24 protein-coding genes, 1 tRNA gene and 2 pseudogenes are annotated in these 24650 nt (G+C 64.5%); 13 read left to right on the top strand and 14 right to left on the bottom strand.

The features are described from left to right. Positions 1 to 69: 69 nt before the first annotated feature. On the bottom strand, positions 70 to 5277 hold the full coding sequence (locus QA635_RS21620; RefSeq protein ID WP_283061372.1) for an alpha-2-macroglobulin family protein: 5208 nt from the start codon (positions 5275 to 5277) through the stop codon (positions 70 to 72). Between the two features lie 287 nt (positions 5278 to 5564). On the opposite strand from QA635_RS21620, the gene QA635_RS21615 reads away from it, so the two are divergent. Beyond that, a tRNA-Arg gene (locus QA635_RS21615) sits at positions 5565 to 5641 on the top strand. A 191-nt stretch (positions 5642 to 5832) separates the two neighbouring features. Here the strand turns inward: QA635_RS21615 and acuR are convergent. Next, on the bottom strand, positions 5833 to 6465 hold the full coding sequence (acuR, locus tag QA635_RS21610) for an acrylate utilization transcriptional regulator AcuR (protein ID WP_283061371.1): 633 nt from the start codon (positions 6463 to 6465) through the stop codon (positions 5833 to 5835). A 128-nt stretch (positions 6466 to 6593) separates the two neighbouring features. Between acuR and QA635_RS21605 the strand changes: the two are divergent. Continuing rightward, positions 6594 to 6752 (top strand): annotated as a pseudogene (locus QA635_RS21605) (transposase); the annotation flags it as partial. Positions 6753 to 7003: 251 nt separating this feature from the next. On the opposite strand, the gene QA635_RS21600 reads toward QA635_RS21605, so the two are convergent. Both QA635_RS21600 and QA635_RS21595 read right to left on the bottom strand, forming a co-directional pair. Further along, entirely contained in the window at positions 7004 to 8590 is a 1587-nt protein-coding gene (locus QA635_RS21600) for an alpha/beta hydrolase domain-containing protein (RefSeq protein ID WP_283061370.1), read from the bottom strand. A gap of 140 nt (positions 8591 to 8730) precedes the next feature. Then, on the bottom strand, positions 8731 to 9249 hold the full coding sequence (locus QA635_RS21595; RefSeq protein ID WP_253592013.1) for a hypothetical protein: 519 nt from the start codon (positions 9247 to 9249) through the stop codon (positions 8731 to 8733). Between the two features lie 1684 nt (positions 9250 to 10933). Here QA635_RS21595 and QA635_RS21590 point away from each other — a divergent pair. Both QA635_RS21590 and QA635_RS21585 read left to right on the top strand, forming a co-directional pair. Next, a pseudogene (locus tag QA635_RS21590) lies at positions 10934 to 11161 on the top strand (DUF992 domain-containing protein); the annotation flags it as partial. Between the two features lie 52 nt (positions 11162 to 11213). Beyond that, positions 11214 to 11396, top strand: coding sequence for a hypothetical protein (locus QA635_RS21585; protein ID WP_283072184.1), 183 nt, complete (start codon positions 11214 to 11216; stop codon positions 11394 to 11396). 660 nt (positions 11397 to 12056) lie between these two features. On the opposite strand, the gene QA635_RS21580 is transcribed toward QA635_RS21585, so the two are convergent. Both QA635_RS21580 and QA635_RS21575 read right to left on the bottom strand, forming a co-directional pair. Continuing rightward, positions 12057 to 12290, bottom strand: coding sequence for a YdeI/OmpD-associated family protein (locus QA635_RS21580; RefSeq protein ID WP_341850442.1), 234 nt, complete (start codon positions 12288 to 12290; stop codon positions 12057 to 12059). 26 nt (positions 12291 to 12316) lie between these two features. Then, positions 12317 to 12730, bottom strand: a complete 414-nt coding sequence (locus QA635_RS21575) for an SRPBCC family protein (protein WP_283061367.1) — start codon at positions 12728 to 12730, stop codon at positions 12317 to 12319. Between the two features lie 232 nt (positions 12731 to 12962). Here QA635_RS21575 and QA635_RS21570 point away from each other — a divergent pair, with 232 nt between their 5' ends. After that, the gene (locus QA635_RS21570; protein WP_026192799.1) at positions 12963 to 13268 is read left to right on the top strand and encodes a hypothetical protein; all 306 of its coding nucleotides are present in this window, start codon (positions 12963 to 12965) and stop codon (positions 13266 to 13268) included. A gap of 16 nt (positions 13269 to 13284) precedes the next feature. Here the strand turns inward: QA635_RS21570 and QA635_RS21565 are convergent, their stop codons facing one another. The 3 genes from QA635_RS21565 to QA635_RS21555 form a co-directional block, all read right to left on the bottom strand. After that, complete coding sequence (locus tag QA635_RS21565) at positions 13285 to 13920, bottom strand: 2-dehydro-3-deoxy-6-phosphogalactonate aldolase (protein WP_283061365.1); 636 nt, start codon at positions 13918 to 13920, stop codon at positions 13285 to 13287. A gap of 11 nt (positions 13921 to 13931) precedes the next feature. Beyond that, a complete protein-coding gene (locus QA635_RS21560) occupies positions 13932 to 14846 on the bottom strand; it encodes a 2-dehydro-3-deoxygalactonokinase (RefSeq protein ID WP_283061364.1) in 915 nt (304 codons plus the stop codon). A 140-nt stretch (positions 14847 to 14986) separates the two neighbouring features. Then, complete coding sequence (locus QA635_RS21555; RefSeq protein WP_026192800.1) at positions 14987 to 15202, bottom strand: hypothetical protein; 216 nt, start codon at positions 15200 to 15202, stop codon at positions 14987 to 14989. A gap of 208 nt (positions 15203 to 15410) precedes the next feature. On the opposite strand from QA635_RS21555, the gene QA635_RS21550 reads away from it, so the two are divergent. Continuing rightward, positions 15411 to 15587 (top strand): hypothetical protein, encoded by a 177-nt coding sequence (locus QA635_RS21550; protein WP_166205288.1) that lies wholly within the window; start codon positions 15411 to 15413, stop codon positions 15585 to 15587. Positions 15588 to 15602: 15 nt separating this feature from the next. Here QA635_RS21550 and QA635_RS21545 read toward each other — a convergent pair whose 3' ends face one another. Beyond that, positions 15603 to 15884, bottom strand: coding sequence for a hypothetical protein (locus tag QA635_RS21545; protein ID WP_283061362.1), 282 nt, complete (start codon positions 15882 to 15884; stop codon positions 15603 to 15605). Between the two features lie 139 nt (positions 15885 to 16023). Then, positions 16024 to 16200: a hypothetical protein gene (locus QA635_RS21540; RefSeq protein WP_283061361.1), complete on the bottom strand. Its 177-nt coding sequence runs from the start codon at positions 16198 to 16200 to the stop codon at positions 16024 to 16026. A gap of 188 nt (positions 16201 to 16388) precedes the next feature. On the opposite strand from QA635_RS21540, the gene QA635_RS21535 reads away from it, so the two are divergent. Together QA635_RS21535 and QA635_RS21530 are read left to right on the top strand one after the other, a co-directional pair. Beyond that, the gene (locus tag QA635_RS21535) at positions 16389 to 16613 is read left to right on the top strand and encodes a hypothetical protein (RefSeq protein ID WP_225161950.1); all 225 of its coding nucleotides are present in this window, start codon (positions 16389 to 16391) and stop codon (positions 16611 to 16613) included. 208 nt (positions 16614 to 16821) lie between these two features. Next, positions 16822 to 17178: a DUF6481 family protein gene (locus QA635_RS21530; RefSeq protein ID WP_225161949.1), complete on the top strand. Its 357-nt coding sequence runs from the start codon at positions 16822 to 16824 to the stop codon at positions 17176 to 17178. 56 nt (positions 17179 to 17234) lie between these two features. On the opposite strand, the gene QA635_RS21525 is transcribed toward QA635_RS21530, so the two are convergent. Next, on the bottom strand, positions 17235 to 17468 hold the full coding sequence (locus tag QA635_RS21525) for a pentapeptide MXKDX repeat protein (RefSeq protein WP_092083897.1): 234 nt from the start codon (positions 17466 to 17468) through the stop codon (positions 17235 to 17237). Positions 17469 to 17838: 370 nt separating this feature from the next. Here QA635_RS21525 and dctP point away from each other — a divergent pair, with 370 nt between their 5' ends. From dctP to QA635_RS21510, 3 genes are read left to right on the top strand one after another with little or no spacing between them, the layout of a single operon-like run. Beyond that, positions 17839 to 18861 (top strand): TRAP transporter substrate-binding protein DctP, encoded by a 1023-nt coding sequence (gene dctP / locus QA635_RS21520; protein ID WP_057016540.1) that lies wholly within the window; start codon positions 17839 to 17841, stop codon positions 18859 to 18861. Then, the gene (locus QA635_RS21515; protein ID WP_283061359.1) at positions 18858 to 19412 is read left to right on the top strand and encodes a TRAP transporter small permease; all 555 of its coding nucleotides are present in this window, start codon (positions 18858 to 18860) and stop codon (positions 19410 to 19412) included. The genes dctP and QA635_RS21515 overlap by 4 nt, the downstream gene beginning before the upstream one ends. After that, positions 19409 to 20767 carry a TRAP transporter large permease gene (locus QA635_RS21510; protein WP_283061358.1) on the top strand — a complete coding sequence of 453 codons (1359 nt, stop codon included), beginning with the start codon at positions 19409 to 19411 and terminating at the stop codon, positions 20765 to 20767. The genes QA635_RS21515 and QA635_RS21510 overlap by 4 nt, the downstream gene beginning before the upstream one ends. Before the next feature lie 39 nt (positions 20768 to 20806). Here QA635_RS21510 and QA635_RS21505 read toward each other — a convergent pair whose 3' ends face one another. After that, the gene (locus QA635_RS21505) at positions 20807 to 20944 is read right to left on the bottom strand and encodes a hypothetical protein (protein WP_283061357.1); all 138 of its coding nucleotides are present in this window, start codon (positions 20942 to 20944) and stop codon (positions 20807 to 20809) included. 85 nt (positions 20945 to 21029) lie between these two features. Here QA635_RS21505 and QA635_RS21500 point away from each other — a divergent pair, with 85 nt between their 5' ends. Continuing rightward, positions 21030 to 21230 (top strand): hypothetical protein, encoded by a 201-nt coding sequence (locus QA635_RS21500; RefSeq protein ID WP_283061356.1) that lies wholly within the window; start codon positions 21030 to 21032, stop codon positions 21228 to 21230. An 18-nt stretch (positions 21231 to 21248) separates the two neighbouring features. Here the strand turns inward: QA635_RS21500 and QA635_RS21495 are convergent, their stop codons facing one another. Further along, entirely contained in the window at positions 21249 to 22097 is an 849-nt protein-coding gene (locus QA635_RS21495) for an SMP-30/gluconolactonase/LRE family protein (protein ID WP_283061355.1), read from the bottom strand. Between the two features lie 298 nt (positions 22098 to 22395). Between QA635_RS21495 and QA635_RS21490 the strand changes: the two genes are divergently transcribed. Then, positions 22396 to 24615: a lytic transglycosylase domain-containing protein gene (locus tag QA635_RS21490; protein WP_283061354.1), complete on the top strand. Its 2220-nt coding sequence runs from the start codon at positions 22396 to 22398 to the stop codon at positions 24613 to 24615. Positions 24616 to 24650: the final 35 nt, after the last annotated feature.

The following is a 24650-nucleotide window of genomic DNA, read 5'->3' as shown; positions in this document are numbered from 1 at the left end:
CTGCGGACACTTGCAAGGATGGCCGGGTCAAGCCCGGCCATGACGATCGTTGCTGGTTCGCCCTCTCACTCATTTCGCCGGCTTCACCTCGACCGCGCCGGTTCCGCTGCGGCCATAGCGCGAGGGATTGTACATGTCCTCGACATAGGACTGCGGCAGCACATATTTGCCCGGCGACACCGCGCGCACGACATAGGCGACCGTAAACACCGCTTTGTCGTTGGCGCCCCGATCGATCGCCGCCGTGAAGCGGTCATCGCGGAACTCGGTGTTCTTCGGCTCGACGCCGTCCTCGATCCACGCGAGCGTACCGGAGTCGCCCGACGACACCAGGTTCGGGTTGTCGATCTCGAGCCCGGCCGGCAGATAGTCGGCCACCATGATGTGCCCAAACTCCGGTTTTGCTTCCGTGACCTTCAGGACAACCGCGAAGCGGTCATTCTGTTTCGCCTTGGTGACATCGGCCGGCTTGCCGTCGAGCGTGAAATAGCTGCGCTCGATCTTGAAACCGTTGGAGGCCGCCGGCTCCGGCGTGACCGGCGAGCCCGACACCGAGATCACCGCCTGCACCGGTGCGTCTCCGGTATTGGTGATCCTGAGCGGCTGGCCGGTCATCTCCTCGGCCTTGTAGCTGCGATAGACCGCAGTCTTGACCGGCTGGCCATTGATGTCGAGGGCCAGCGTTTCCTTTGCGAGCGCCCGCGCCGCCAGCACCATCCACGCATTTTCCTGCGTCGAGGTGTAGGGCGACAGTCCCCGCGCCGCCTCGACCCGCAGCACGGCCTGGGTCAGCGTGGTGCGCGGTGCATTGCCCTCGCCGGCGAGCGAGACCAGCGCCGCCGCATCGCGCAGCGCCGAGCCGTAGTCGACCCGGCCGAACTCGATCACGGGTTTCGGGTTCAGCGCATCGAGCGCGGCACCATAGACCCGCTCGGCCCTCGCCTTGTCGCCGACCAGCGCGAGCGCCGCGGCAAGCTGGGCCTTGGAGATCGGCGTCGCCAGGTTGTTCAGCTTGGTGTCGGCGAGATAGCGCAGATCACCGATCGGTGCTGCGCCGTTGCGCGCGAGCACGTAGAGGCCGTAGGCCAGATCGCGGCCGCCGTCCTTCTCCGGCTCGTTGGCATTGACCACCGAGTTCCTGACGCGGTCGAGCGCGTTCTTGAACAGCACGTCCGGCACCGCAAAGCCCTTTTCGCGGGCCCGGGTCAGGAAGTCTGTGACGTAGGCATCGAGCCAGGCATCGTCGCCGCCCGCCGACCACAGACCAAACGAGCCGTTGGACCCTTGTCGAGCGAGGAGCCGTTCGATCGCGTCGCGGATGCGCTGGTCGACCGCGGTATCCATCGCGAGATGGGCGCCGGCGGCGAGATCATTGACATAGAGCAGCGGCAGCGCGCGGCTCGTGATCTGCTCGGAGCAGCCATAGGGATAGCGATCGAGCGCCTTCAGAATGCTCGCGGCATCGAGCGCGGTCGACAGGCTCGCCGAGACCGACACGCTGCCGGTGCCCGGCACGAGATCGGAGAACATGTCCGAGGTCAGTGTCAGGCTCTCGCCCTTCGCCAGCGTGCGGATCGAGCGGCGCGCCAGGACTTGCGTCGCCGGCTTGACGTCGAGCGCATAATGCCGCGCCAGCGTCAGCCCGTTCGGCCCGGAGATGTCGACGTCGAACTCGGCACGTCCGGCGCCGCCGGCCTCAAGACCCAGCGACAGCGAGGAGCGCTGCTTGGCGGCGAGCTTCACCGTCGTGGTCGAATTGCCCGAAGCCTTGATCGGGCCGCTCGCCTTGACGCTGATGGCGTAGTTGCCGGCTGCGCCTTCGACATTGTCGATATCCATGCTGATGGTGCCCTTGTCACCGGTCAGCAGGAAGCGCGGCAATGTCGCGGTCACCACCACGGGATCGCGCACGATCACGTCGACATTCGCGCGGCCAACCTTGGTTGCGCTCCACGCCACCGCCATCACCCGCGCGGTGCCGGCGAATTCCGGGATGTCGAAGCTCACCTCGGCAGTCCCGTCAGCCCCGACCGTGACGATGCCTGAATAGAGCGCGAGCGGCCTCTGCGTCGGCGGCGAGCCCTGCAGCTCGGCGCCGGCGGAGTCGCCGCCGCTGCGGATCTGGCCGCGGGTGCCCTGCATGCCGTCGATCAGCTGGCCGTAGAGGTCGCGGATCTCGGCGGTCAGGCGGCGCTGGCCGAGATAGTAATCATCCGGCGCCGGCGGCTTGTAATTGGTCAAATTGAGAATGCCGACATCGACCGCGGCCAGCACCACCTTGGCATCCTCGCCGGGATTGAGCCCGCCGAGCTTGACCGGGATCTTCAGCGTCGAGCCCGGCCGCACCAACGCGGGCGGCGAAAGCTCGACGGCAAGCGTGCGCGCCTTCTTGTCGATGCCAAACCATTTCAGTCCGATCGCGCGGCCGGGCATGCGCCCGGCGGCGGCATCGAGCGGACGGCGCAACGTCGTCATGACATACGCGCCGGTGCCCCAGTCCTTGCCGACCGCAAGCTTGACCTGCTGGGTGCCCTCCGTGACGTCGACGCTTTGGGTGGTCAACAACCGGTCGCCGAGCACATAGACCGTCAGCTTGCCTGATGTGCGCGCATTGACCGACACGGTCATGGTGTCGCCCGAGGCATATTGCGGCTTGTCGATCGAGGTTTCCAATAGATCGGGCGTGTCGGCGCTGCCGTCGGAATACCAGCCGACGTCGAACTGCACCGAGGTGACGGGGCCGTCGGCGTCGGTCGATTTCACGTCGAGCCGGTAGCGACCGGGCTGCGGCTGGAAGGTCAGGCGCATCGGCTTGTCGGCGGCAAGGTTGACGTCGCCATCGGCAACGCGGCGGGTCGACTTGACCGGCTCATACTGCCAGGACGAATTCTGCCGGTACCACTGGTAGCGCGACTCCAGCTTCAACAGCTCGTAGCGCAGCCCGTTGCGCGGCAGCTGCTTGCCGTCCGGCGCGACGAACACGACGTCGAACTCGGCCTTGTCGCCCTCGGCCACGCTCTTGTCTCCGAACAGCGGCTTGACGCCGATCAGCGAGGCGCCAGGGGCCACCGGCAGCACGATCTTGCGCTCCACCGAGCGTCCGCCGGTCTCGGCCATGCGGATGTAGATCTGGGCTTCCTGTGGCCGCGTCGAAGTCGGCACCTTCTCAAGCTTCACCGGGAACGTGGCGGCGCCGTTGGCATCGGCCTCCGGCAGATCCTCGATCGGGGTCCGCTCGTTGCTCGCGGTTTGCTCATCGTCGACGCCGAACTGATAGCCGGCATAACCGGGCCGGCCGTTCGTCGCGGGCGCCACCAGCATATCGCCCTCGAGCTGCAGGCCCGAGGCCGGCGCGCCGTAGAGGAAGTGGCCGGAGACCTGAAGTTCCACTGGAACTTCAGCTTTGATCACCGTCTCCTTGCTGGTCAGATCGAATTCGACCCGTTCGGGGATGTAATCCTCGACCATGAAGGTGGTCTCGCCGACCGACGAGCCCTTCGGGTCGGTGAAGACCCGGGCGCGCCAGGTACCGGTCGGCACCGCCGAATTGAGCGCCACCGCCAGCATCCGGCCGCCGGCCCCCTGGTCGGGTAGCACGGCGCGGCGGAATTCGACGCCGTCGGGGCGCTCGATCACCATGGTCAGCGGCGTCCCGGTCAGGGCGTTGCCCTGCCCGTCGCGCAGCAGCGCGGTCAGATAGACGGTCTCGTTGGAGCGGTAGACGCCACGCTCGGCGTAGACGAAGGCGTCCGCGCCGGCCGGGATCGCCCGGCCCGCGACGCCGCGGTCGGTGAGGTCGAACGCATTGGTCTTCAGGCTCAGGAAGGCGTAGTCGGCCTTCTCGCCCGTGACCGTCAGCAGCGCCGGCGACAACCCGCCCTCGCCGCGGGCCAGGCCTTGCTCGAACAGCACGTGGCCGGCCGCATCGGTCTTGCGGGTGGCCAGGATCTCGTTGTTGCGGGCGACCAGCTTCACGTCGGCGTTAGCGACCGGTTCGGTCGAAGCCAGCGAGTTGACGAAGACGTGGATACCGTCATTGCCGGAGAAGGCCGACAGGCCCATGTCCGAGACGATGAACCATTGCGTCGCCAGCGTGCCGTCGTCGTCGGTGCCCGGCCCCTTGGCCGCGGCGGTCATGACATAGACACCGGGTTGCAGGTCGCCGAGCGCCTGGTCGACCGGAAACGCCGTGACGACGTCCTGGTTCAGCGTGGTCGCTGTCGCAAGCTCGCCGGACCACACCTTGACGCCGCGCTGGTCACCGAGATCGGAGAGCTGGTAGCGGCTCAGCGTGCTCTGGAAGTCGCTGTCGATCACCGTGTTGATCAGGTTGCGGTCACCGATCCGGAAGACGTCGACCTTCACCGCCGGCGTGTTGACGCTGACCACCGGGATACCGCGCTGTCCGGTCCGCGGCAGCACATAGGCCCGCCCGGTGAACCGCACGAACGGCTTGCGGTCGCGGACATAGATGTTGAACTCGGCCGATTTCGGCAGGGTCTCCTTGACGGTCGACGGCAGGCCGGCGCGCAGATTGATGTTGTAGCGCTCGCCGTGCTTCAGCCCGTCGACGCAGAGCTGCTGGCCTTCCGCCGACAAGGCCGGCTTGTCGGTGCCGGCGAGCGCGAGATACGGCGCGAAGTCGACGCGCTTGGCGAGCTCTTCCGAGAACTGGAAGCAGGCCCGCGGCGAGGCGGCGTCGGAATCGACGGTATAATCGAGCAGCCGGAAACCGTGCTCGTCGCGCATCTTCTCGTACTGGCCGCGGACATCGGCGACCTCGCGCATGTCGAGCGACAGCCGCAAGCTGTCCAGCGCCGGGCGCCACAGCTTGCGCTCGGCAAGCGCTTTGCCGAGCACGGCCAGCGCGTCCGCCTCCTCGCCCGCATTGCCGGCGCGCTGATAGGCGATGTAGGCGGCAGTGGAGGCGCGCTCCATCAGGAACGTCTGTTCGCTGGAGCTCGCCGAGCGGATCTGGAAGATCGTCCTGGCGAGGCGCAGCCAGTTGGCGCCGTCCTCCGGCGTGGTCGCCGCGATCTGGCCGAGGATCTGCAGCCCGCCGCGGAAATCATTGCGCTTGAAGGCGGTGTCGGCGTCGGTGCGCAGGGTCGCGGCCGATTTGTTGACCGCGCCGGCCTCGCTCTTGATCTGGCCTTCCAGCTTGATCGCGGAATCGGCGAGATCGTCGCGCTTGAAGGCCTTGTCCGCGGCCTGGGCGCCCACCAGGGCGAGCAGCAGCGTGGCGCATATCGTGGCGGCACGAACCAATCCGATCATGATGGAGCTCCTGAACGCCCCGCGGTCGATCGCCGCGTTGGGGCCAAACGTGCGCGAAAAGGTGACGGAGTGAAGGCGCGGACATGAACGGACGAAAACGTCGCAGATCGCATTGCCGACATTCCTTTGACCAGCCCCGGCGGCAGCGTCGTGCGGCTCGGCGGGCTGGACAGGCCAACGCAGGGCGGGCGCCCTGCTCGCCTTTGTCGTTCGACCACAAAAATCGGTTCGGACGGACTTGGCGGAAAGGCGGATTTTTCATATTGGCGATGCTACAAGGCCGCCACGGTCCCGTAGCTCAACTGGATAGAGTAGCGGATTTCTACTCCGCGGGTTGCAGGTTCGAATCCTGCCGGGATCGCCAGATTTCAGAGGCCAAAATTCCTTGGATATCAAAGGCTTTTAGCTGGTTTGCGGTGCAAAGCTAATTCATGCTTTGTGTAGAACAGATGCCGATCAATGCAGCTGTTTGACGCCAAATGTTGCACCAAATCCCCGAACCAATTCCGCATAGCGAAACGATTGTTTGATATTGAACGACCCATGACAAAAGGCTCATTTACTGAGGAGCTTGAAAAAACCGTTCGAGAAGGACTGAAGCGGCTCGGAACGGCGCTCGAGTTTGGCGCGCAGGACCGCGCCCTCCCAGCCGATCCAGAAGAATTCGGCAAGCCAATCGCAATCGTGGCTGGAAGAGATCGCACCCATGGTTTGAGCAGACCTCAAGCACTTGGCTGTGCGCTGCTGCCAGTCGATGAACACAGCGAATAGTTGCTGACGAAAAGATTGTGGAAGCGCGCCCATCTCCTGGCCAAGATTGCCGACCAAACAGCCGCGCGTATAGCGGAAGCGCTTCATGGCAAACGCAGCATCGTCGGTAAAACCCCTAAGCCTCTCCAGCGGGGGGTGTTGCTCGTTCAGGAAGAAGCTGTCGAGCTTCCGCGAAAAATAGGCAGCGTAGCTGTCGATCAGTTCCGCTCCAAATGCTTCCTTGCTCGGAAAGTAGTGGTAGAACGAACCCTTTGGCACGCCGACGCTACGCAAGACTTCCTCGATTCCCGTCGCGGAATAGCCCTTCTCCGTCAGCATGACGACACCAGCACGGACCAGCGCGTCACGGGTCGCGCTAGTGCCGGCAAGTTCTTTCGATGGTCGCCCGCGGCGGCGAAGAGGCAGCGTCTTGCTCACGCAGATTATAATAGACCGATCGTCTAGGAGAAGGAAGCAGCAAGTGACGGCGCCTGCTTGGATTGACCTGCTCCCCTGAAACGCCCCGGTTTTAAGTTACGGTTCTGTTCTCCAGTGAAGAGACGACCATGCGTAAGAGCAGGTTCTCGGAAGAGCAGATCATCAAGGTGCTGAAGCAGCATGCTGCCGGTCGTCGCCAGGTGATCTGTGTCGCAAGCACGGCATCAGTGATGCGACGTTCTACAAGTGGCGATCGCTATGGCGGGATGGAGATCTCCGACACCCGTTAGCTGAAGGGCCTTGAAGAGGAAAACCGCAAGCGCTGGGCTGGGTCGGTTGTCCGCTAAAGGAGCATAATGAGCTACACTCAGGCTAGGCTTGGGGTTCGGCCCAGTCCGAGCTATTTTTCAGACATCGACCAGCGTGACAGGGAGATCCGTTTTATCCCCGGAAACGGACATCTTTCGCCGGCTCAGGTTCGAAAGTGCCACTAACAATCGTCATACTCGTCGAGATAGCGCACGTGACCCGGCGTCCCTCAGCGTGGCGCGTCATTCGCAGGGGCGGGTGCGAACAGTTTGCTCGACGCGGCTTCCTGAACGATCACCGCGGCATCTTCCGGCAGCATGAGGCCGCGCGTCACGAGGTCCCGCGCGGCGATGCGGATCCGGTTCACGTAATCGTCGCGGGTGCGATAGCGCTCCTCGATCGACGGACGGGTGTCGGGCGTGCGTTCACGTTCCGCTTTCGTCGCAGCGAAGGGCGAGAAGGATCCAACCAGCATGCAGGTGAACGTCTGCGGCTGGTTCTGTCCGCCATTGGTGCCGGTCGGCACCGCGATGTCAGGCAGCCGGACGCCGCCGAGCGCGTTGCCGTCCTGATCGCGCTTCGGCACCTGGATCACGGCAGCGGAAAGCGCGGTTGGTGCGCGCAGCGCGGGCGGATCGCCGCTCGCGGTATCGAGCGGCATCAGTTCGCTGGCGGGCGGCTCGGCGTTGCGGCTCACCCAGTCATCGAGATGCAGCAACAAGGCCCGCGACAAGGGAGCCCAATCGAGACGGCCGGGCGATTGCGCGCACGTGGGCGCCTTTAGAACCACCACATGCGAGCCGCCGGCGACATCGTACATCCGCACATTGGCGGGGAGCGGCTGGTCCGCGGTACCGGACGCGCCGGTGCGGCCGAGCGAAGCGCGCAGCGAGTAGTAATCCGTGGTCGAGTTGACCAGCATCATCTTCGGCGGCACCTCGCTGCGCGCCGCGACCTTGGCGGTGATCTCGCCGATCGTGAACGGCCCGTCATTCACGCCGGGAAAGTCCGGATTGGCGAAGGTGGGAGCCTCTTCGCCGCTCGATTTCGGCCCAAGGCCGGTCTGCAGGATCGGAAGAAGGCCAGCGGCCGAGACGAACACATGCATGCCGTCGAAGACGCGCCGGTTGCCCACCATGTTGAAGCCGTTCAAGAGAAAGGTCTTCAGGAAGCGTCCGTCCTGGGATTTGCCGCTCGCGAGCACGCGGCTGATAGCGCCCTTGAGCGGGTTCGGCGTTCCTCCGGCGTCAGCGGCTGCGTGCGCGAGGAAATCCGCGGCATCGCGCACGATCGCAAAGCCTACCCCCTCGACGTAGCGCGTTTTGCCGTCGCTGTCGGCGAACGAAGGTAGCTCCGCGCCCTGTCCGAGCTCCCAATGCACCTCGGCGATCGCAAAACCGTGGTCCTGGAGAAAGCCGGTGCCCTGCTCCAGCGTGCCGGAGAGAAACGGCGCGTCGCGCGGCGAGTTGTAGAGCGCCTCGGCGTAGACGCGACCGCGGTTGGGCACATCCACCAGCAATGCGCCGTTGCCGGCGCGCAGAGCCGCCGGCATCATGAGAATGATCTTTGCCGCGTAGTCGATGCGCCCGCGTTCATTGCGCGCCGCCTTGTCGATGCCCGGAATGGCCTCTTGCGGCGCCAGGTCGCCATGGATCATGCCCTGCCAGATCACATAGTCGCCGGTGCGAAACGTACCGTACGGCTGCTTCGAGGTGAATTCGATTTTGGTGACTTCCGCGGACGCATATCGCGTCACAGCGATGAGGCTGAGCAGGCAGAGCAGAAACGATACGATGGGCCTGTTCAGGTGCAACATTTGGAATCCTCCCGGCTTGATCGCCATGACGTTTTTGGTGTCGCCGTTGTCCAGATATCGTCACTGGGGGAGACATCGTGGAAACGGACATAATGGACCGGCAATTTCTCACCGGACCATCGCCTGTCGCGAAGACCTTCTCACTCCATCCAATAGTCGATGTCGGTCTGATTGGCATTGACGCCGGCCTTCGGCTCGGACGGCCCATGGCTGCTAATGATGCCACGAATCCTGGCGAGGCTACCTGTGCCTCCAGTAATGACGCCCGATGTCATGTTTGTAAGCTTCCCGTCTCCACTGCTTTGGGCGACCAGAGATGTCCTGACAAAAAACTTGTCGCCATTCTCCAGTATCCAGACGTTGTAGATGAGGGCCGGACCATTGTTATCGATGTAGTCCGACATGCCGCGCGTCCACTGCTCCTTCAACTTCGACCCGTTGATCATGGGGGCATCGTTCCCATAGATCCGCCGAATTTCGAAGAGCCGAGCTTGATGTCCCGGAATATCGCCAACATCGATGACATGTTGTTGGGTGTATGTCGTCTGAGTTGCCGGGGTATCATAGCTGACATGGTGCTTCTGCTGGGCCATGGCCACCGGAGCGGTCAGAGCCATTGCGAGAGCGATCGTCATTCCAAGTGCGATCTTGCGAACCATACGTGACCTCTCTTGTTGGAAACCAGCCAACCGCGAAGGAGTCGGCGGACGCTGTTTATTGAAGATCGGCGGACGCTGTTTATTGAAGATGTCTCGATCAATCCGTCGGCGCTCGGCAGCGACCGAACTCCGCCAAAGCCGATATCACTGCATTTTACCGAGACCCATTAAATTAGACCGATCGTCTAGTATTTGGCTGGGAGCGATTTCGCGAATCACTCTTTATTGACGACGCGTCGGGACACGTTTCCTGCCGCGAAGGCAGCGTCTCGATGCCCGACGTCAACGACGAAGGCGAGCGCCACGCGCGGATCAGGTACGGCACCTGACCTGCGGACGCGCGAGCTGCAGCGAGAGCGACTTCGACGGACAGATTGAAAGGTCGCTTGTTGACCAAAGGGTCGCACAGCAGTCGCTAGTGGCCCAAAGTGTAGCGGCTTCTCTCGTGCGCGATTCAGCGCGATCATAGGCAATGGCCCCGATACATCACCCGATGCCGCTGTCAGGCGGCGATCGCAAGCGCCAACGAAAGAACTGGCGCGCGCCCGGGCGGTGACCATCATCCTCGGGCCGCCCACTAACCCCGGAGCCGCCCTCCAGAGGTTTTGTTCAGATGAGCCTGAAGGTGATTGCGATCAAGAAGAACACGATCAGCCCGATGCCGACCAGCTTGAAGATATACGGGGCCTCAACGTCGTCGCCGAGCCGCTCGAAGGACGGCCCCATAGGACCGTTGCGACGAACCCCAGAACAAGGAGCGTGATCGACAGGATTGTGGAGGCGGTGTCGTTAATCGAGGCTCCCATCTGGACATTCCGCTCCTTGGGTGGTTGAGAAATTTACAACATCTACGGGTTGAGGAAGAGTTTCCGACGCGCCCAACCCACTTGCCGATAAGCGATTGATTTTGTTCGCTGCGGGATGTCCTGCCGGGATCGCCACCCTCCCTCCTCGATGAAACCATTTTCCAGAAGCCGCGAAGCCGGCCGGAAACAAACCCGGCGTAGCGTGCCAGCATTGGACCAAGGGGATTAGGTCATGTGGGATTTCATCAACGAGTTGTATCGGGATTTTTGCCTCGCTCGCCTGCAGGAGATGCGGAAGCTGGAGCACCATAGCTGATCGGGCGGAGCATCGGTGGCGATCAGCCGTTCTCGTATCGCGGCTTGGATCACCCGGACAATCGGACCTTCGCCATCGCACAAGCCGCCAACACCAATCCATCGCGGGCCCCCCAGTCCCCGTATGATTACGGGGGCGCTCGAACCTTGGCGCCTGTCTTGCAGACACAAACATGACTGGGATTGCGGGCCCAGATTGGAACAGGCGCCGCCGGGACAATGCATTTCTAGCCCGGCGGCGTAATTTTTCGGGACGGGCTCACCGCCATGATCCGAACGGCCCGGCGTCAGTGCCAGGACCGCTCCCTTGCTTCGCCCGCGGCCTCTCCTGCCTGGAAATCGGGCACGCTCGTTCGACGTCGATAGATCCACCATCGAGGTGTCAGCCGGGACGGCGATGAAAAAGCATCGCCGTTGGTTGGTCGTCGTCTTCCTGGTCGATCGCTCGCGAACGTCGACCGTCGACAGCAATCAAACCCATCTCTAAGGCTCTCTTAACCACAAACGAAGGCCGCACGCGGGGGCATGGGCCGATCGCGCGTCGATCCGCGTTGTCCGGCACCATGCGTATGACAAGCCGTGCGATCGCCTCTGCTGTGTGTGGTGCGGCGGTTCTCGCTGCGCCGCTCGCAGCCGCCAATGCGCAGCAGGTGCAGGCCGGAACGCTTGAGTGTCGTGGCGGCCCCGATACCGGGTTCGTCGTGGGTCCGGTGACCAATCTCAATTGCGTGCTGCACGTCGATAGCGCGCCGGACAGTCGTTATGTCGCGGCCATCCGCAACCTCGGCGTTTTGATCGGAGATCAAGAAGTCGCCATGACCTGGAAGGTGATGGCGCGCGCCCGTGCCGTGGCTTGGAAGCGACGATCTCGCCGGCGGCTACGCCCATGCCGACGGCGCCGGCGTCAACGTTCTCGCCGGCGGCACGAATACGCCGATCACGCTGCATCCGTTGAACGAGCAGAACGTCCCCTCAATGCCGCCCCTGAAAATCGAGAACCTCGAGATTCGGCCGGTGGACCGCTGACCCTGAGCGCAGCCAGGCGATGGCCCGCGCGGTCGCCAGAATGCACAACGCCGTCCGCTTGAAATACATGCGGACGGCGCTGGCCCTAGCCCCAGGAAGGTGATGCAAAATCCTGACAGCTCCAAGTTTGCACATTTTGTGCCAGCGGCGCATGTCCCAAATTGGCTATCACGCGGCATGGCCCAAATGGGCCATTTGGAAACACAGAAACAAAGATAGGTTAGGCAGCGAGGCGCCGGCGACGGTGCCTCACGACCAAAGTGTCTACTTGGCCTCAGCGTGGCCCACGCGCTGAGGCCTTTCTTTTTCGATGTTTGCCGTGTGCCGTGAGATCACTCGCCGTTTTTATCATTCAGCGCACGAAACGATTCCGTAGTTCTCCGTGCGTGAACAAAGTTCCGGCGGCGATTGAGGGACTGATCGCTTTCCGTTCGTGCGATTGCAGGTTCCAACACTTGCCGTGAGCGCCGGCAGCGCGTTTCGCAATTTCTTAATCCAAGAATGTTTCTCTGGAAGATTGTGAGCGCGCGCGTCGGTCGTCGATATTTTTCAGGACCGCGATGGACGATTCCGAAATCGTCCTTCTTCTTCGATGAGGATTCGCTCGACCAAAACATCAAGCGAGCGATGAGGACGCGCAGCGATCACGCCGCGAGAGTCTCACTTTGGTTTACTCGGCCGATGCGCCATTCCCATATACACCCCACCGGCTTTCAATTCCGCCAGCATCTGGTCGATCCGCTTGCGCCGTGTTGCAGTTCGCACGCTGCGGCCGATCCAGTGCAGATAGTCGTTGCGCTGATACGGCGGGCGCGCGTTGAACGCCTGCATCAGACCGGTCGCATCAAGCTCGCGACGGATGCTCGCCGGCATCGCCGCGCGCGGTCGCTTCATCGTCACGCCGCCCTCCGATCGCCGGATCAGGACCGCCGCTTGGCTTCGACGTAACACTTGAAGTTATCCAGGATCGCCTGCCAACCGCCGCGCTGCTGCTCGACCGAATGGGTATCCTCGCTGTCGAAGCTAACTTGCACCTTGACGCCGCCGGTCTCCGGCGTGAATGCGACCTGCGCGCTGCGATCGCCGAACGAATATTCGAGCAGCCGGGGCTCCTCGACCCTGGTGTAGGTGCCGGCGAAATCGAACCCCATGCTGCCGTCCTTGGCTTCCATCCGCGACGAAAAGGCGCCGCCGGTGCGCAGGTCGACCGTCGCGGCGGTCGTGTGCCAATCGTCGGAAGCCGCGTTCCACTGCTTGATGTCGTCGGGCGTCGTATAGGCGCGCCAGACATCCGCGATCGGCGCGGCAACGGTCGTTTCGACAGCAATCCTCATATCAATTCCCTCGTCGCGATGGGTGAAGCTGACGCGCCTTCCGGGCGGCGCCGGACCGCGGCCATTCTATTAGGGCCATGGACGCCTCCGTCAAATGGCAATGCCCGGGCCACCGGGAACATGAGGAGATCCGAGATGCCATTCAACCAACCAAATGGTGCGTGGTCGCCACAAGAATTTCGTCAGGAATGACCGTGTATGCAAGACGGGTCCAATGCCCGGAGAGCCCGTCATGCGGAACCTGAACACCGTCCTGAGCAAGCTGAACGACCGCCTGCTGCGGCTGGAGGGCGAACTGTTCGTGCTGCGATCGATCGCGCGCGCCGCCCTCACCGCCGGCGACGAGTCCGCCGTCCGCACCCGCAAGCTGCTCGAAGGCGCAAAGCTTGCACTCTCGGACGAAGCCGAACGACCGCTGGACGCCGCGACCGGGAAATACGTCGCGGCCGCGATCGCCATGGTCGAAGAGCTGCTTGAGAATCCCCGCGAGGCGGCCCCGCTGTTCAGGGTGATCGACGGCGGCAGGCGGGACGATTAGCGCGCTTGCGCCGAGCCTAGCCGGTACCCTGCACGGCCTTGTCATACGCCTCGATCGTCACTCTTGCCCTGACCGCAATATCCGCACCCGTCATGCCCGGCTTGTAGAGGCTGCTGCCGAGACCGAAGGCGCGAATGCCCGCCTTCACATACTCGGCAAAATTCTGGTCCGAGACGCCGCCGACCGCGGCGATCATCACATCCGGCGGCAGCACGGCGCGGATCGCGGTGATGCCGGCGGCACCGAGCACGCTGGCCGGAAAGAATTTCAGGCTCGACGCGCCCGCGCGCGCGGCGAGCAGCGCTTCCGTCGGCGAGAACACGCCTGGCATCGTGATCATCGCGTGGTCCCGGGCACGCGCCAGCACCTCGACATCGACATTCGGCGACACCATGAGGCGGCCGCCGACGTCGTGCAGGCGATCGACGTCGGCTGCAGTCAGCACCGTGCCCGCGCCGATCAGAACATCGGCCGGCGCGCGCTTCGCCGCGATCTCGATCGAGCGGAACGGCTCTGGCGAGTTCAGCGGAATCTCGATCGCGGTCATGCCGGCGTCGAGCAGCGCGCCGACGATGCCCAGCACCTCGTCCGGCTTGACGCCGCGCAGGATCGCGACCAGCGGCCGCTTCATCGGCGGAAACGGAATACTCATGCGTTGATCCCTCACTTCTTCCAGATCGCCGCCGCTGCGCCGGCGAGGCCGCGGCAAACCGCCTCCTCCGCATCCATGACATTGAGCGGAATCGAAAGGGCTTCGAGCGCCGTCTGATAGAGCCGCTGCAACCGGCCCGAGGCAATCAGCGTAACCGCCGCTCCCTGCTCCCGTTCCGCAAGGCCCGCCGCGAGCTCGACGCCGATCAACGTGCCCGAGATCGTCTCGCGCGCAGCCTGTGCGTTGCCGCCGAACAGCAGTTGGCGCGACCGCACGCGAAACAGCAGATTGGCCGCCAGCGCCGGCGCGGCGAACGCCGCCGCGACCGCCGTTCGGAACGCATCGCCGTCAACAGCTTCCTCGGCGCCGGCGACGGCGTGCGACAGGATGGTGTCGCGCGCGACCGCGCTGAACAACTCTCCGGTCATGAAGGTCGCAAAGCGCTCGACCGTTCCGCCGCGGACCCTCACCCATTTGGAATGCGTTCCCGGCATGCAGACGAGCGCCTCGCCCGGCGCGTTCAAGCCGAGCGCCCCCAGCAGCTGAGTCTCCTCGCCGCGCATGACGTCAGGCGCGGCGGTATCACGCTGCGCGATCCCAGGCAGGATACGGATCTCGCGCGCCTGCCCGCCGACCACGACGGCGCCGTTGAGGATGTCCATCAGATGCGCCGGCGTATCGATATAGCCGGCCTCGACCCAGCCCTGCCGCGCGCCGGCCATGCCGCAGATCACGACCGGCAGGTCGGCCGCCGCGCCCAGCGCATCGAGATGCGATTGCAGCACGGCCGCAAAGCCGGTCCTGGCTGCCGCGGTCATGCCTTCATCGCTGCGGCGCTCACCGAGCACCTTGCCACCGGCGCCCGTCAGCCAGAGCCGGAAGCTGCTGGTGCCCCAGTCGACCGCGACATAGGAAAGCCCGCTCATCGCGCCCTGTTCCACGCTCTCAGTGTCCCGCGCGCCGACGGCGCCACTGCCAGACGCGATAAAGGCGATCATCGCGCCACGCAAGGCGGCTCGGTGGCGTGACGCCACGAAGCCTCGCTGGCATCAGACGCGCGGATCGATTACCGCGCGCCCTTCAGCGTGCAGGAGGTCGTGCAGGTCGTCACGTTGCCGCGGTCACATTTGATGCAGGCGTTGACGCACTGATCCATGACCTTGGGATTGTACTGACTGTAAAGATTGGCCGCACAGCTGTTGGTCGATCCCGTAACCTCCGGGTCGGACCAGCAACCGGACAGTAAAAATGCTGCGGCACTCAAAATGGCGACCTTGCGCATAAGGCCTCCTGCCACGCCGTATCCGAGTAATGTTGCAAGTAACCTTGATGGGTTAGGTTAAATTCCGGTTTCAATTGCGGCCTTATTCGGAAGCAGTATTGCTTATCCACCGGACATTTCCCCAAGGTCCGGGCCCACACCGGCAAGGCCGTCAGGCGACCCCGCCTGGCGGCTTTGTTGCCCAGCAATGCACAAGGAAACCAACAAGATGGCCCGAAAGCCGCGGTGGTCGTTCAAGGAGGACCGACGACTGATGGAACTGGCACGCTCCTCGAAGTCGCTGGAGGAGGTCGTCAAGGCGACCGGCCGCTCGCCGGAGCGGATCAAGAAGATGGCGATGCGCCTCGGCCTGTCGATCAAGCCGCGCAGTACCACCAAGAAATGACTTGAAATACGGCCGCTAGAGTTCTGGCGGACAATCGTCCTTCGCCCGCACCGGGATCGCTCTGACCTCGCCCTGCGGCTTGGCCTCAGCCTCAGCCTCAGCTTCCGCCTCGGTCCCCCTGGTGCAGGTGGTCAGCACGAAAGCAACCCGGCTGCATTGCCATTCCGGCCCGAGCGCCGCATTGGACACCGGCTCGGGCGACGCCAGTGTCAGGGATAGATACGCCACCAAAACGGCACCCGCCGCGCCTGCGGCAGCCAGCGCCGCGCCCTTTCCGGACCGCAGCTTGGACATCATGGCCTTGGTTCCCGCCATCTTCAGGAGACGAGGCAGCCCGCCTGTCCGCGTGTGATCGGAATCACAACCGGGATCAAACAGTTCAGCCCGAGTCTTTGGGCTTGATGTGGGATCGATATTGCACTGCCGCAAGACGGGGTCAGTGCGCCGGCTCGATCACATTACAGTTGGTCCGGCCCGACATCAGGCAGTCCTGCATCTTGCTCGCCGCCGTCAGGTCATGCGCGAGCCAGAGGCCGACCGCGAGCATGACCGCTGCGACCAGCAGTCCGATCAGCGCGCCCCTTCTGCTGCCTCCGTCGTCGGATTCGCTCATGCCCGCTTCGGTTCCCGGTTGCCACGGTCCGCATCATGACCCTTTGCATGGTTGCGTGCGATCAATTCTGCAACAGTCGCGCAACGAAATGCACGGCCGCGGCCGTCGGCACCGCAATTCCGTTGCGCGCCAGGGGCGACTCGCGAAAGACTACTCGTTGAAGTGGAGCGCGTATGCGGGGCGTGCCGATGAGCGAACAGGAAGCGACGACGTACGACTATCAGCGTTACAGGCAGTTGCTCTCGGAGGCTGTCGATGAGAGCAGCAGGCAGCGGCTGATCAGCCTACTGATCGTCGAAAAGGCGCGCGACAGGCTGGAAGCCCAGCGCGCCTCGGACCGGAGCGCAATGACCGCCGAGACGGTCGCCAAGGTCCTGGGTAACGGACGACGCGAGCACCTCCAGCGCGGCTGAACTTTTCAACAGCCCTTGTTCAACAGCCCTTGGTGACCAGCCACTCACCACGCGTCCGCGGGGCGAACGATGGCCGCTTGACGCTGGCTCATATCTCCCTTGCTCCACAGCCCTCCGTTCACCACTGGCAATTTCGTCGCCATTCACTTATTGAAACGCCGAACCAACCCCATCCATCACCCGAACAGAAAGCAGCAAGGCTTCCTCTATGAGTGGCTTCAAGGAACCGGGTTTTGCCGACCGCCAGAAAGCGGCCCTGCAGGCGCGGCAAAACCTCCTCAACAAGTTTCGCGCCCAGCCGGGAGCTGACGATCCCGCTGTGAAGGCACGTGCCGAGGAGCGCGCGGCGATCGCCGAACGCCGCACCAAGGCCAAGGAGGCCCGTGAGGCCGAAAAGGCCGAGCAGAAGCGCCGCGAGGAAGAGGCCGCCGCCGCCGACGCCGCCCGCATTGCGCGCGAGAAGGAAGAGGAAGCCGCCCGCGAGGAGGCGCTGCTCGCCGAGCAGAAGGCCAAACGCGATGCCCGCTACGCGGCACGCAAGGAGCGCGGCAAGAAGAAGCGCTAAGGCGCAACCAGGCCCGCCAGAGCGGCGGGCCTGCGGACAGCGGGCGATGACGGCAGTCAGTTCTTCTTCATGCCGTCGTCTTTCTTCATCATCGCGCCGCCGTCCTTCTTCATGGCATCGTCCTTCTTCATCATGCCACCGTCCTTCTTCATGGCATCCTTGGACATCGAGTCTTCCTTCTTCATCGCGTCATCCTTGCCCATCTTGTCCTGAGCGAAGGCGGCGGGCGCCAGCGCCAGGCTGAACGAGAGCAGCGCGGCGGAAAGGCCGAGGCGGGTCTTGGTGGTCATGGTGATGATCCCTTGTGTGGTCGAATGTGAGCGCGACGACTTGCCGCTCTCTACTCGACGCACTTGCGCCGGCCGTCGTTACCTCCAATAACAAATTCTTGAAGCGGCGCGGCGCGATCACCGACGGATGGTCGCGCGACGGTTGAATAGCCACGGGCCGGCGCACGATTGTGTGCGCCGCAGCAACGGCAAGGCTTGAACGTCAGGACTTGAACGTCAGGACTTGAACGTCAGGACTTGCAGCCCCGTATCGGCTCGCACTATCAGGGCGCCTCGAACTATCAGACTAGAGAATATTCACGCGAAGACCGGCTAAGCTAAAGCTCCGCGCCGGCCTAACAGCCACTCAAGAAGCTCTCAGGGGAGAACAATGCTTACACGCCGCCACGTCCTCGCTTCCGCCCTCGCCGCACCCGCCGTCCTGCGGATGGGCATCGGGACCGCGCATGCCGCGACCACGCTGAAGATCTCGCACCAGTTCCCCGGCGGCACCATCGACAAGGGCGACTTCCGCGACCGGCTGTGCAGGATGTTCGCGGCCGAGGTCGCCAAGCGCTCGGGCGGCGAGCTGACCGCCGAGGTCTATCCGAACTCGTCGCTGATCAAGACCAACGCGCAGTTCTCGGCGATGCGCAAGGGCGCGCTCGACCTCAGCCTGTATCCGATGCCCTATGCCGGCGGCGAATTGCCGGAGACCAATATCGGCCTGATGCCGGGCCTCGTCACCACCTACGATCAGGGCCTGCGCTGGAAGAAGGAGCCGGTCGGCAAGGCCTTGAGCGACTTCCTCGCCGACAAGGGCATTCTGCTGATCTCCTGGGTCTGGCAGGCCGGCGGCGTCGCCAGCCGCTCCAGGGCGATCGTGGCGCCTGAAGATGCCAAGGGCCTCAAGGTGCGCGGCGGCTCGCGCGAGATGGACATGGTGCTGCAGACCGCCGGCGCCGCCGTGCTCTCGGTGCCGTCGAACGAGCTCTACGCCGCGATGCAGACCGGCGCCTGCGACGCCGGCATCACCTCCTCCACCAGCCTGATCTCGTTCCGCCTCGAGGAGGTCGCGAAGTCGCTGACCTCGGGCGCCGGCGCCTCCTACTGGTTCATGCTGGAGCCGTTGATGATGTCGAAGGCGATCTTCGACAAGCTGCCGAAGAACCAGCAGGACATCATCCTCGCCGTCGGCACCGAGCTCGAGGCGTTCGGCCGCAAGGGGGCGCAGGACGACGATACCGAAGTCGCCAAGGTCTATGAGAAGGCCGGTGCCAAGGTCAGCGCCCTCGATGCGACCATTGTCGGCAAGTGGCGCGACATCGCGCGCGATACCGCGTGGAAGGACTATGGCGCCAAGACCGCCACCGCCGCCAACCTGCTGAAGCTCGCTAGCGACGTCGCCGCATGATCCATGGTCCGGTCGCGGATCAGGCAGAAACCGCAAGCATCGCCGCGGGCAACACGCCCGTGGCCTTGCTTGGGCGCGCGCTGTCGATCTGCAACAACATCATCGTGGTGTTCGCCGCGCTCGCCCTGGTCGCGGCCTGCGTGATCCTGAGCTACAGCGTGCTCGGCCGCGCCCTGTTCCACAGCCCGAACTACTGGCAGGACGAGGCGGCCGTCTTCCTCCTGGTCGGCGCCACCTTCATGACCTCGGCCTATGTGCAGAGCCAGCGCGGCCATGTCAGCATCGAGGCGTTCGTCGGGCTGCTCTCGGCCCGCGCTAACGCCATCAGGCTGTGGCTGGTCGATGTCGCGAGCTTCGCGTTCTGTGCCTTCTTCGCCTGGAAGTCCTGGACCCTGGCGCATGAAGCCTATGTCGACGGCCAGGTGTCCAACTCGATGTGGTCGCCGCCGCTCGCCATCCCCTACGTGCTGATGGCGCTGGGCATGACGCTGCTCTGCCTGCAGATCCTCCTGCAAATCATCATTCCGCTGACGGGTGGCGCGCGCCGATGACCGTGTTTGGTATTGGTATCTCCTACGGACTTGCCACCCTGTTTGCGATGTTCTCCGGCATGCCGATCGCGTTCGCGCTCGGTGCGGTCGCGGTCGTGTTCATGGCGATCTTCATGCCGGCGGCCTCGCTCGATACGGTGACGCAGAACGTCTACGAGGAGATGGCCTCGATCACGCTGCTGTCGATCCCGCTGTTCATCCTGAAGGGCGCGGCGATCGGCAAATCGCGCGCCGGCCAGGATCTCTATTCGGCGCTGCACGCCTGGCTGCACCGCGTGCCTGGCGGCCTCGGTGTCGCCAATGTGTTCGCCTGCGCCCTGTTCGCGGCGATGGCCGGCTCCTCGCCGGCGACCTGCTCGGCGATCGGTTCGGCCGGCATTCCGGAGATGCGCAAGCGCGGCTATTCCGGCGGCTTTGCCGCGGGGATCATCGCCGCCGGCGGCACGCTCGGCATCCTGCTGCCGCCCTCGATCACGATGATCCTGTTCGCCGTCGCAGCGGAGAAATCCCTGGGACGGCTGTTTCTCGCCGGCATCGGCCCCGGCCTGCTGCTGGTGACGCTGTTCGGCCTCTACGCCGTGTTCCGCTTCCGCAAGGAATACGCCATGGCCCGCACCGTCTATGACGCGACCGGCAAGGACGCGGCGATCCTGCAGCACGATGAATTCACCATGGCCGAGCGCTTCAGCGCGCTGCCGCGCGTGATCCCGTTCGTGCTGCTGCTGACCGGCGTGATGATCGCGCTCTATGGCGGCTACGCCACGCCATCGGAAACCGCCGGCCTCGGCGGCCTCCTGGCGCTCGGGCTGATCGCCGTGATCTACAGCGTGTGGACACCCAGCGACCTGTCGCCGATCCTGAAATCGACCATCCGCGAGTCCACCATGCTGATGCTGATCATCGGCATGTCGCTGCTCTATTCCTATGTGATGAGCTACCTGCACATCTCGCAGTCGGCGGCGGAGGCGATCGTCGCGATGCACCTGCCGCGCTGGGAGCTCTTGTTTGCGATCCTCGTGATGGTGATCGTGCTCGGCTTCTTCCTGCCGCCGGTCTCGATCATCCTGATGACCGCGCCGATCATCCTGCCGCCGCTGCGCGCGGCCGAGTTCGACATCATCTGGTTCGGCGTCGTCATGACCATCGTGATGGAGATGGGCCTGATCCATCCGCCGGTCGGCCTCAACATCTTCGTCATCCGCAACGTCGCGCCCGACATCCCGCTGAGCGAGGTGATCTGGGGCACGCTGCCATTCGTGCTGCTGATGATGTTCGCAGTGCTGTTGCTCTGCTTCTTTCCGGAGATCTCGACCTGGCTGCCGAATCTGATCATGGGGCCGGACGGCGGGCGCTAGACCGTTGTCGCGCAGAGGGGACGCGGCAGGACCGGAGCTTCAGGCGGCCTCCTGCTCGCGTTCCGCGAGCGCCCTCTCGATCCGGCGGACCAGCAACGCCGTCGGGCGCCCCTCGCGCTGCAGCCGGCGGAGCTCGTTCCACAGCCTGATGATTTCGCGGTCTCGCTCGGCGTCCATGGCGGCCCTCCCCCGGAGCGCGCCAATATGAACGAAACAAGAACAGAACTCAAGGCCGCGAGATGGCTTCAAGCCGCCGTCGCGCGTGCAGGAACCAGAGCGACGCGGCGCGATTGGTTCCTTCATGAAAATGGCCAAGGCAATTCGCAGGCAGGCGCAGACCGCGGAGCGGGTTGCATTGACGACCGCCGACACAATTGTCGCCAACCAGATGCGCTCCCTCGCCCGCGCCTTCAGGAGCCAGGCCGATATCCTGAAGAAGAAAGAGAAGAAAAAGAAGAAGTGAGACGCGCCTGCGGTCGGGTCAGGGATAGCCATCACCCGGCGTACCGACCTCGACCACATCGATCCGCGACGCGGACCTGCCCTTGCGTAGCTCCTCGTAGGACGTCTCCGCGCTCAGGCAGAACAGCGTCCTGCGGTCCGCGCCACCGAGCGCGCAGGCAAGTGCGCGGCGGCTGGACACCGTGATGCGCTCGCGCTCCACACCGGTGCGATCGATCCGGACAAAAGCATCTTCCGTGAAAGACGCGACCCAGGTCGCCCCGTCGGTATCGAGGCAGATGCCGTCGGGATCGTTGATGCTGCCGAACCGCCCGCGCAGGCTCAGGCCGCCGTCCGGCGCGATGTCGTATTCGGCGAGACCTGCGCCATCCATTTCGGCAACGACGAGCCGGCGATGGTCGGAGGAAACGGCAATGCCGTTGGGAAACCGCAAGCCTTCCGCGACGACGCGCGCACTGCCGTCGGGCGTCACGAGGATAATCCGGCCGACCGCACCGCGGCGCTCCGGCGGCGGCAGGTCGAAGCCGAGATCGCCGACATAGGCGCGTCCCTGCCCGTCGATGATCATGTCGTCGATCGTGCCGGTCGCGACCTCGGAGAGATCGGCATAGATCGACAGCGCTCCATCGGAAAGCCGCAGCAGCCGCTTCCTGAACATCGTCAGCACGACGATGTCGCCATCAGGCAGGACGCCGAGACCACACGGCGTGTCGCCGGTCAGCGCAGCATGCTCCTGCAACTCGCCCGACGAGCTGATGCTCAGAAGCGCCCGCGCCATGCAATCGACGAACCAGAGCCGCCCGCGATGCCAGCGCGGGCCTTCGAAATAGCGGCCGCCGTCCAGGATCGTTCTGAGGCGAGCCGTCATGACGCACCGGCTCGAGAAAAGTGATGTGGCAGTGACATCGGCAGCCCCCACGTGCGCTCGCGACGACGATACAACTCACGCGGAACCGGTCAAAGCACGGTGCGGCCGTCCGTTTCCGCCGTAAAAACCCCGGTTCCCGCGGGTTCCACACGCCATATTCCATATTTCGCCGCGTTTTCCCTGTTGAGTTGCAGCTGCATTAAGACTCGAGAATCGAGGGTAGTGATAATCTGCGGCGGTTGTGCCGCCGTATGACGCGTTCTGTTGTGCCTCATGGTTTCTCAGGGGGGACCAGGGAATGAACCGTTGCCTACGTCCGCTGGCGTGCTTCGCCACAGCCGCCGCGCTCGCGCTGCTTCCGGTCCAGGCGACCGCCAAGCCGCATCACCAGCACCAGGCCAAAAGCGGCCACGGGGACAAGAAGGCGCATGGCGGCAAGGCCGCGCGCGAGAGTGCCTCCGGCAAGCGGCGGCACGCCAGACATGGCGCCGATAAACGCAAATCCGCGAAGGCCAAATCCGCTCCTTCCAAATCCGCCGAGAAGGCGCCCGAGCCGGAGAAACCCGCCGGGCCGCAATTGTCGGGCGATCTCGCCACGATCAGGGATGCGATCCTCGCCGCGCGCAGAGGCAGGACCAGCGACGCGACCGACATCCAGGCCAGGATCACCGACCCGGTCGGGCGAAAACTCGTCGAGTGGTATCTGCTGCGCCACTCGGAATCGAGCGCGCCGTTCAGCCGCTATGCGGCATTCGTGACGGCCAATCCGGATTGGCCTAGCGTCACGCTGTTGCGTAAGCGCGCCGAAGCGCGGATCTGGCAGGAGCGCAGCGATCCGGCCACGGTGCACGGCTTCACCCTCGATCAGCCGATCAGCGCCAAGGGCAAGTTCGCGCTCGCCCGCACGCTGCTGGCCGAAGGCGACCGCGACGGCGCCACCCGGCTGGTGCGCGAAGCCTGGCGCTCGGAGGATCTGTCCGATCGCTCCGAGAGCGACGCCTATGATGCCTTCAAGGACCTGCTGACGCGCGACGACCATCGCGCGCGCATGGACAAGCGGATCGGCGCCAAGGATCTCGCCGGCGCGAGGCGCGCGGCGCAGCGACTCGGCAGCGACGATCTGGCGATCGTGAAAGCCTGCGGCGCGGTCCGCGGACAATCCAGCAAGGCAGAGGACACACTCAACGATGTGCCGGCCGATGCCCGCCGCGATCTCGGCTACACGCTGTGCCGAATTCAGTGGCTGCTTGCGAAGAACAAGGTCGACGAAGCCGCGCGCGTGACGATCGCGGCTGAGCCCGAGACGATGGCGCAGCAGGACACCGACCAGTGGTGGCGCGAGCGCCGCATCCTGTCCCGCAAGCTGCTCGACCAGGGCGAGTACCAGGCGGCCTATGACGTGATCCGGCCCGCGGCTGCGCCGGACAATCCTTATTACCGCTCCGACATGCACTTCATGCGCGGCTGGATCGCGCTGCGTTATCTCAACGACGCCAAGGCCGCCGCGGCGCACTTCGCGCATATCGACGAGGGCCAGACCAACCCGACCGTGCTGGCGCGCGCCGCCTATTGGCGTGGCCGCGCCGCAGAGGCTCTCGGCAATTCCGCGGCGATGCAGGCCGACTACCAGGCCGCCGCGCGCTACCCGACGGCCTATTACGGTCAGCTCGCGCTGGCCAAGCTCGGCCGTGATGGTGGCGTCGAGCTGCGCGCGCCCTCGCCGGCCGCCAGCGCCGGCAGCATGGCGGCCGACGAGCGGGTCCGCGCCGCCGATATGCTCTATGCGATCGGCGAGCCCGACGTCGTACTCTATTTCGCCGCCGACCTCGCCGAGGAAAGCACCGATGTCGGGATGCTCGAGGCGCTCGGCGAGCTGACCGGCCGCCGCAACGATGCCCGCGCCATGCTGCAGATCGGCAAGATCGCGCTCGCGCGCGGCTTTGCCTTCGACCATTATGCTTTCCCGGTGATCGGCATTCCCAAGCACACGCCGATCGCGCCCGATATCGGGCGCAGCATGACGTACTCGATCGCGCGGACCGAAAGCGCGTTCGACCAGCGCGACAAGTCGGCGGCCAACGCCGTCGGCCTGATGCAGGTGACGCCGGAAGCCGGCCGCGACACCGCCAAGCGCTTCGGCGTCAGCTATGACTGGAGCCGGATGGTGTCCGATCCGGTCTACAACACCCAGATGGGCGCAGCCGAATTGAGCGCGCTGCTGTCGGAATATCGCAACTGCCACATCATGACCTTTGCCGGCTACAACGCCGGCCGCGGCCGCGTCCGCGACTGGATCAAGGCCTACGGCGACCCGCGCGATCCCAAGGTCGATCCGGTCGACTGGGTGGAGCGGATCCCGATCTCCGAGACGCGCAACTACGTGCAGCGCGTGATGGAGAATTTCGCGGTCTACCAGGCGCGGTTCGAGGACGCCGACACGGCAGTGGCCAAGAACGGCGAGCGCGTCGTGACGCAGGAGAGCAACGCGGCGCCGGCTGAGGCAATGCCGTCGCAATAACGTCGTCCCGGCCTAGCGCGCAATTGCGCGCGGCC

The sequence above is a fragment of the Bradyrhizobium brasilense genome (genome assembly GCF_029714345.1).
GTDB classification, from domain to species: domain Bacteria; phylum Pseudomonadota; class Alphaproteobacteria; order Rhizobiales; family Xanthobacteraceae; genus Bradyrhizobium; species Bradyrhizobium australafricanum.
Note: the sequence above shows the minus strand (reverse complement) of the source record. Positions and strands in the feature narration are given on the sequence as shown.

Bases quoted from the DNA above. Each gene is read 5' to 3' on its own strand.
- QA635_RS21490 (WP_283061354.1), top strand. From the start codon at position 22,396: ATGAACCGTTGCCTACGTCCGCTGGCGTGCTTCGCCACAGCCGCCGCG.
- QA635_RS21495 (WP_283061355.1), bottom strand. From the start codon at position 22,097: ATGACGGCTCGCCTCAGAACGATCCTGGACGGCGGCCGCTATTTCGAA.
- QA635_RS21540 (WP_283061361.1), bottom strand. From the start codon at position 16,200: ATGAGCGAATCCGACGACGGAGGCAGCAGAAGGGGCGCGCTGATCGGA.
- QA635_RS21570 (WP_026192799.1), top strand. From the start codon at position 12,963: ATGCGGAACCTGAACACCGTCCTGAGCAAGCTGAACGACCGCCTGCTG.
- QA635_RS21525 (WP_092083897.1), bottom strand. From the start codon at position 17,468: ATGACCACCAAGACCCGCCTCGGCCTTTCCGCCGCGCTGCTCTCGTTC.
- QA635_RS21510 (WP_283061358.1), top strand. From the start codon at position 19,409: ATGACCGTGTTTGGTATTGGTATCTCCTACGGACTTGCCACCCTGTTT.
- QA635_RS21515 (WP_283061359.1), top strand. From the start codon at position 18,858: ATGATCCATGGTCCGGTCGCGGATCAGGCAGAAACCGCAAGCATCGCC.
- QA635_RS21620 (WP_283061372.1), bottom strand. From the start codon at position 5,277: ATGATCGGATTGGTTCGTGCCGCCACGATATGCGCCACGCTGCTGCTC.
- QA635_RS21580 (WP_341850442.1), bottom strand. From the start codon at position 12,290: ATGAAGCGACCGCGCGCGGCGATGCCGGCGAGCATCCGTCGCGAGCTT.
- QA635_RS21545 (WP_283061362.1), bottom strand. From the start codon at position 15,884: ATGATGTCCAAGCTGCGGTCCGGAAAGGGCGCGGCGCTGGCTGCCGCA.
- QA635_RS21560 (WP_283061364.1), bottom strand. From the start codon at position 14,846: ATGAGCGGGCTTTCCTATGTCGCGGTCGACTGGGGCACCAGCAGCTTC.
- QA635_RS21530 (WP_225161949.1), top strand. From the start codon at position 16,822: ATGAGTGGCTTCAAGGAACCGGGTTTTGCCGACCGCCAGAAAGCGGCC.
- dctP (WP_057016540.1), top strand. From the start codon at position 17,839: ATGCTTACACGCCGCCACGTCCTCGCTTCCGCCCTCGCCGCACCCGCC.
- QA635_RS21505 (WP_283061357.1), bottom strand. From the start codon at position 20,944: ATGGACGCCGAGCGAGACCGCGAAATCATCAGGCTGTGGAACGAGCTC.
- QA635_RS21600 (WP_283061370.1), bottom strand. From the start codon at position 8,590: ATGTTGCACCTGAACAGGCCCATCGTATCGTTTCTGCTCTGCCTGCTC.
- QA635_RS21565 (WP_283061365.1), bottom strand. From the start codon at position 13,920: ATGAGTATTCCGTTTCCGCCGATGAAGCGGCCGCTGGTCGCGATCCTG.
- QA635_RS21555 (WP_026192800.1), bottom strand. From the start codon at position 15,202: ATGCGCAAGGTCGCCATTTTGAGTGCCGCAGCATTTTTACTGTCCGGT.
- QA635_RS21550 (WP_166205288.1), top strand. From the start codon at position 15,411: ATGGCCCGAAAGCCGCGGTGGTCGTTCAAGGAGGACCGACGACTGATG.
- QA635_RS21595 (WP_253592013.1), bottom strand. From the start codon at position 9,249: ATGGTTCGCAAGATCGCACTTGGAATGACGATCGCTCTCGCAATGGCT.
- QA635_RS21535 (WP_225161950.1), top strand. From the start codon at position 16,389: ATGAGCGAACAGGAAGCGACGACGTACGACTATCAGCGTTACAGGCAG.
- QA635_RS21575 (WP_283061367.1), bottom strand. From the start codon at position 12,730: ATGAGGATTGCTGTCGAAACGACCGTTGCCGCGCCGATCGCGGATGTC.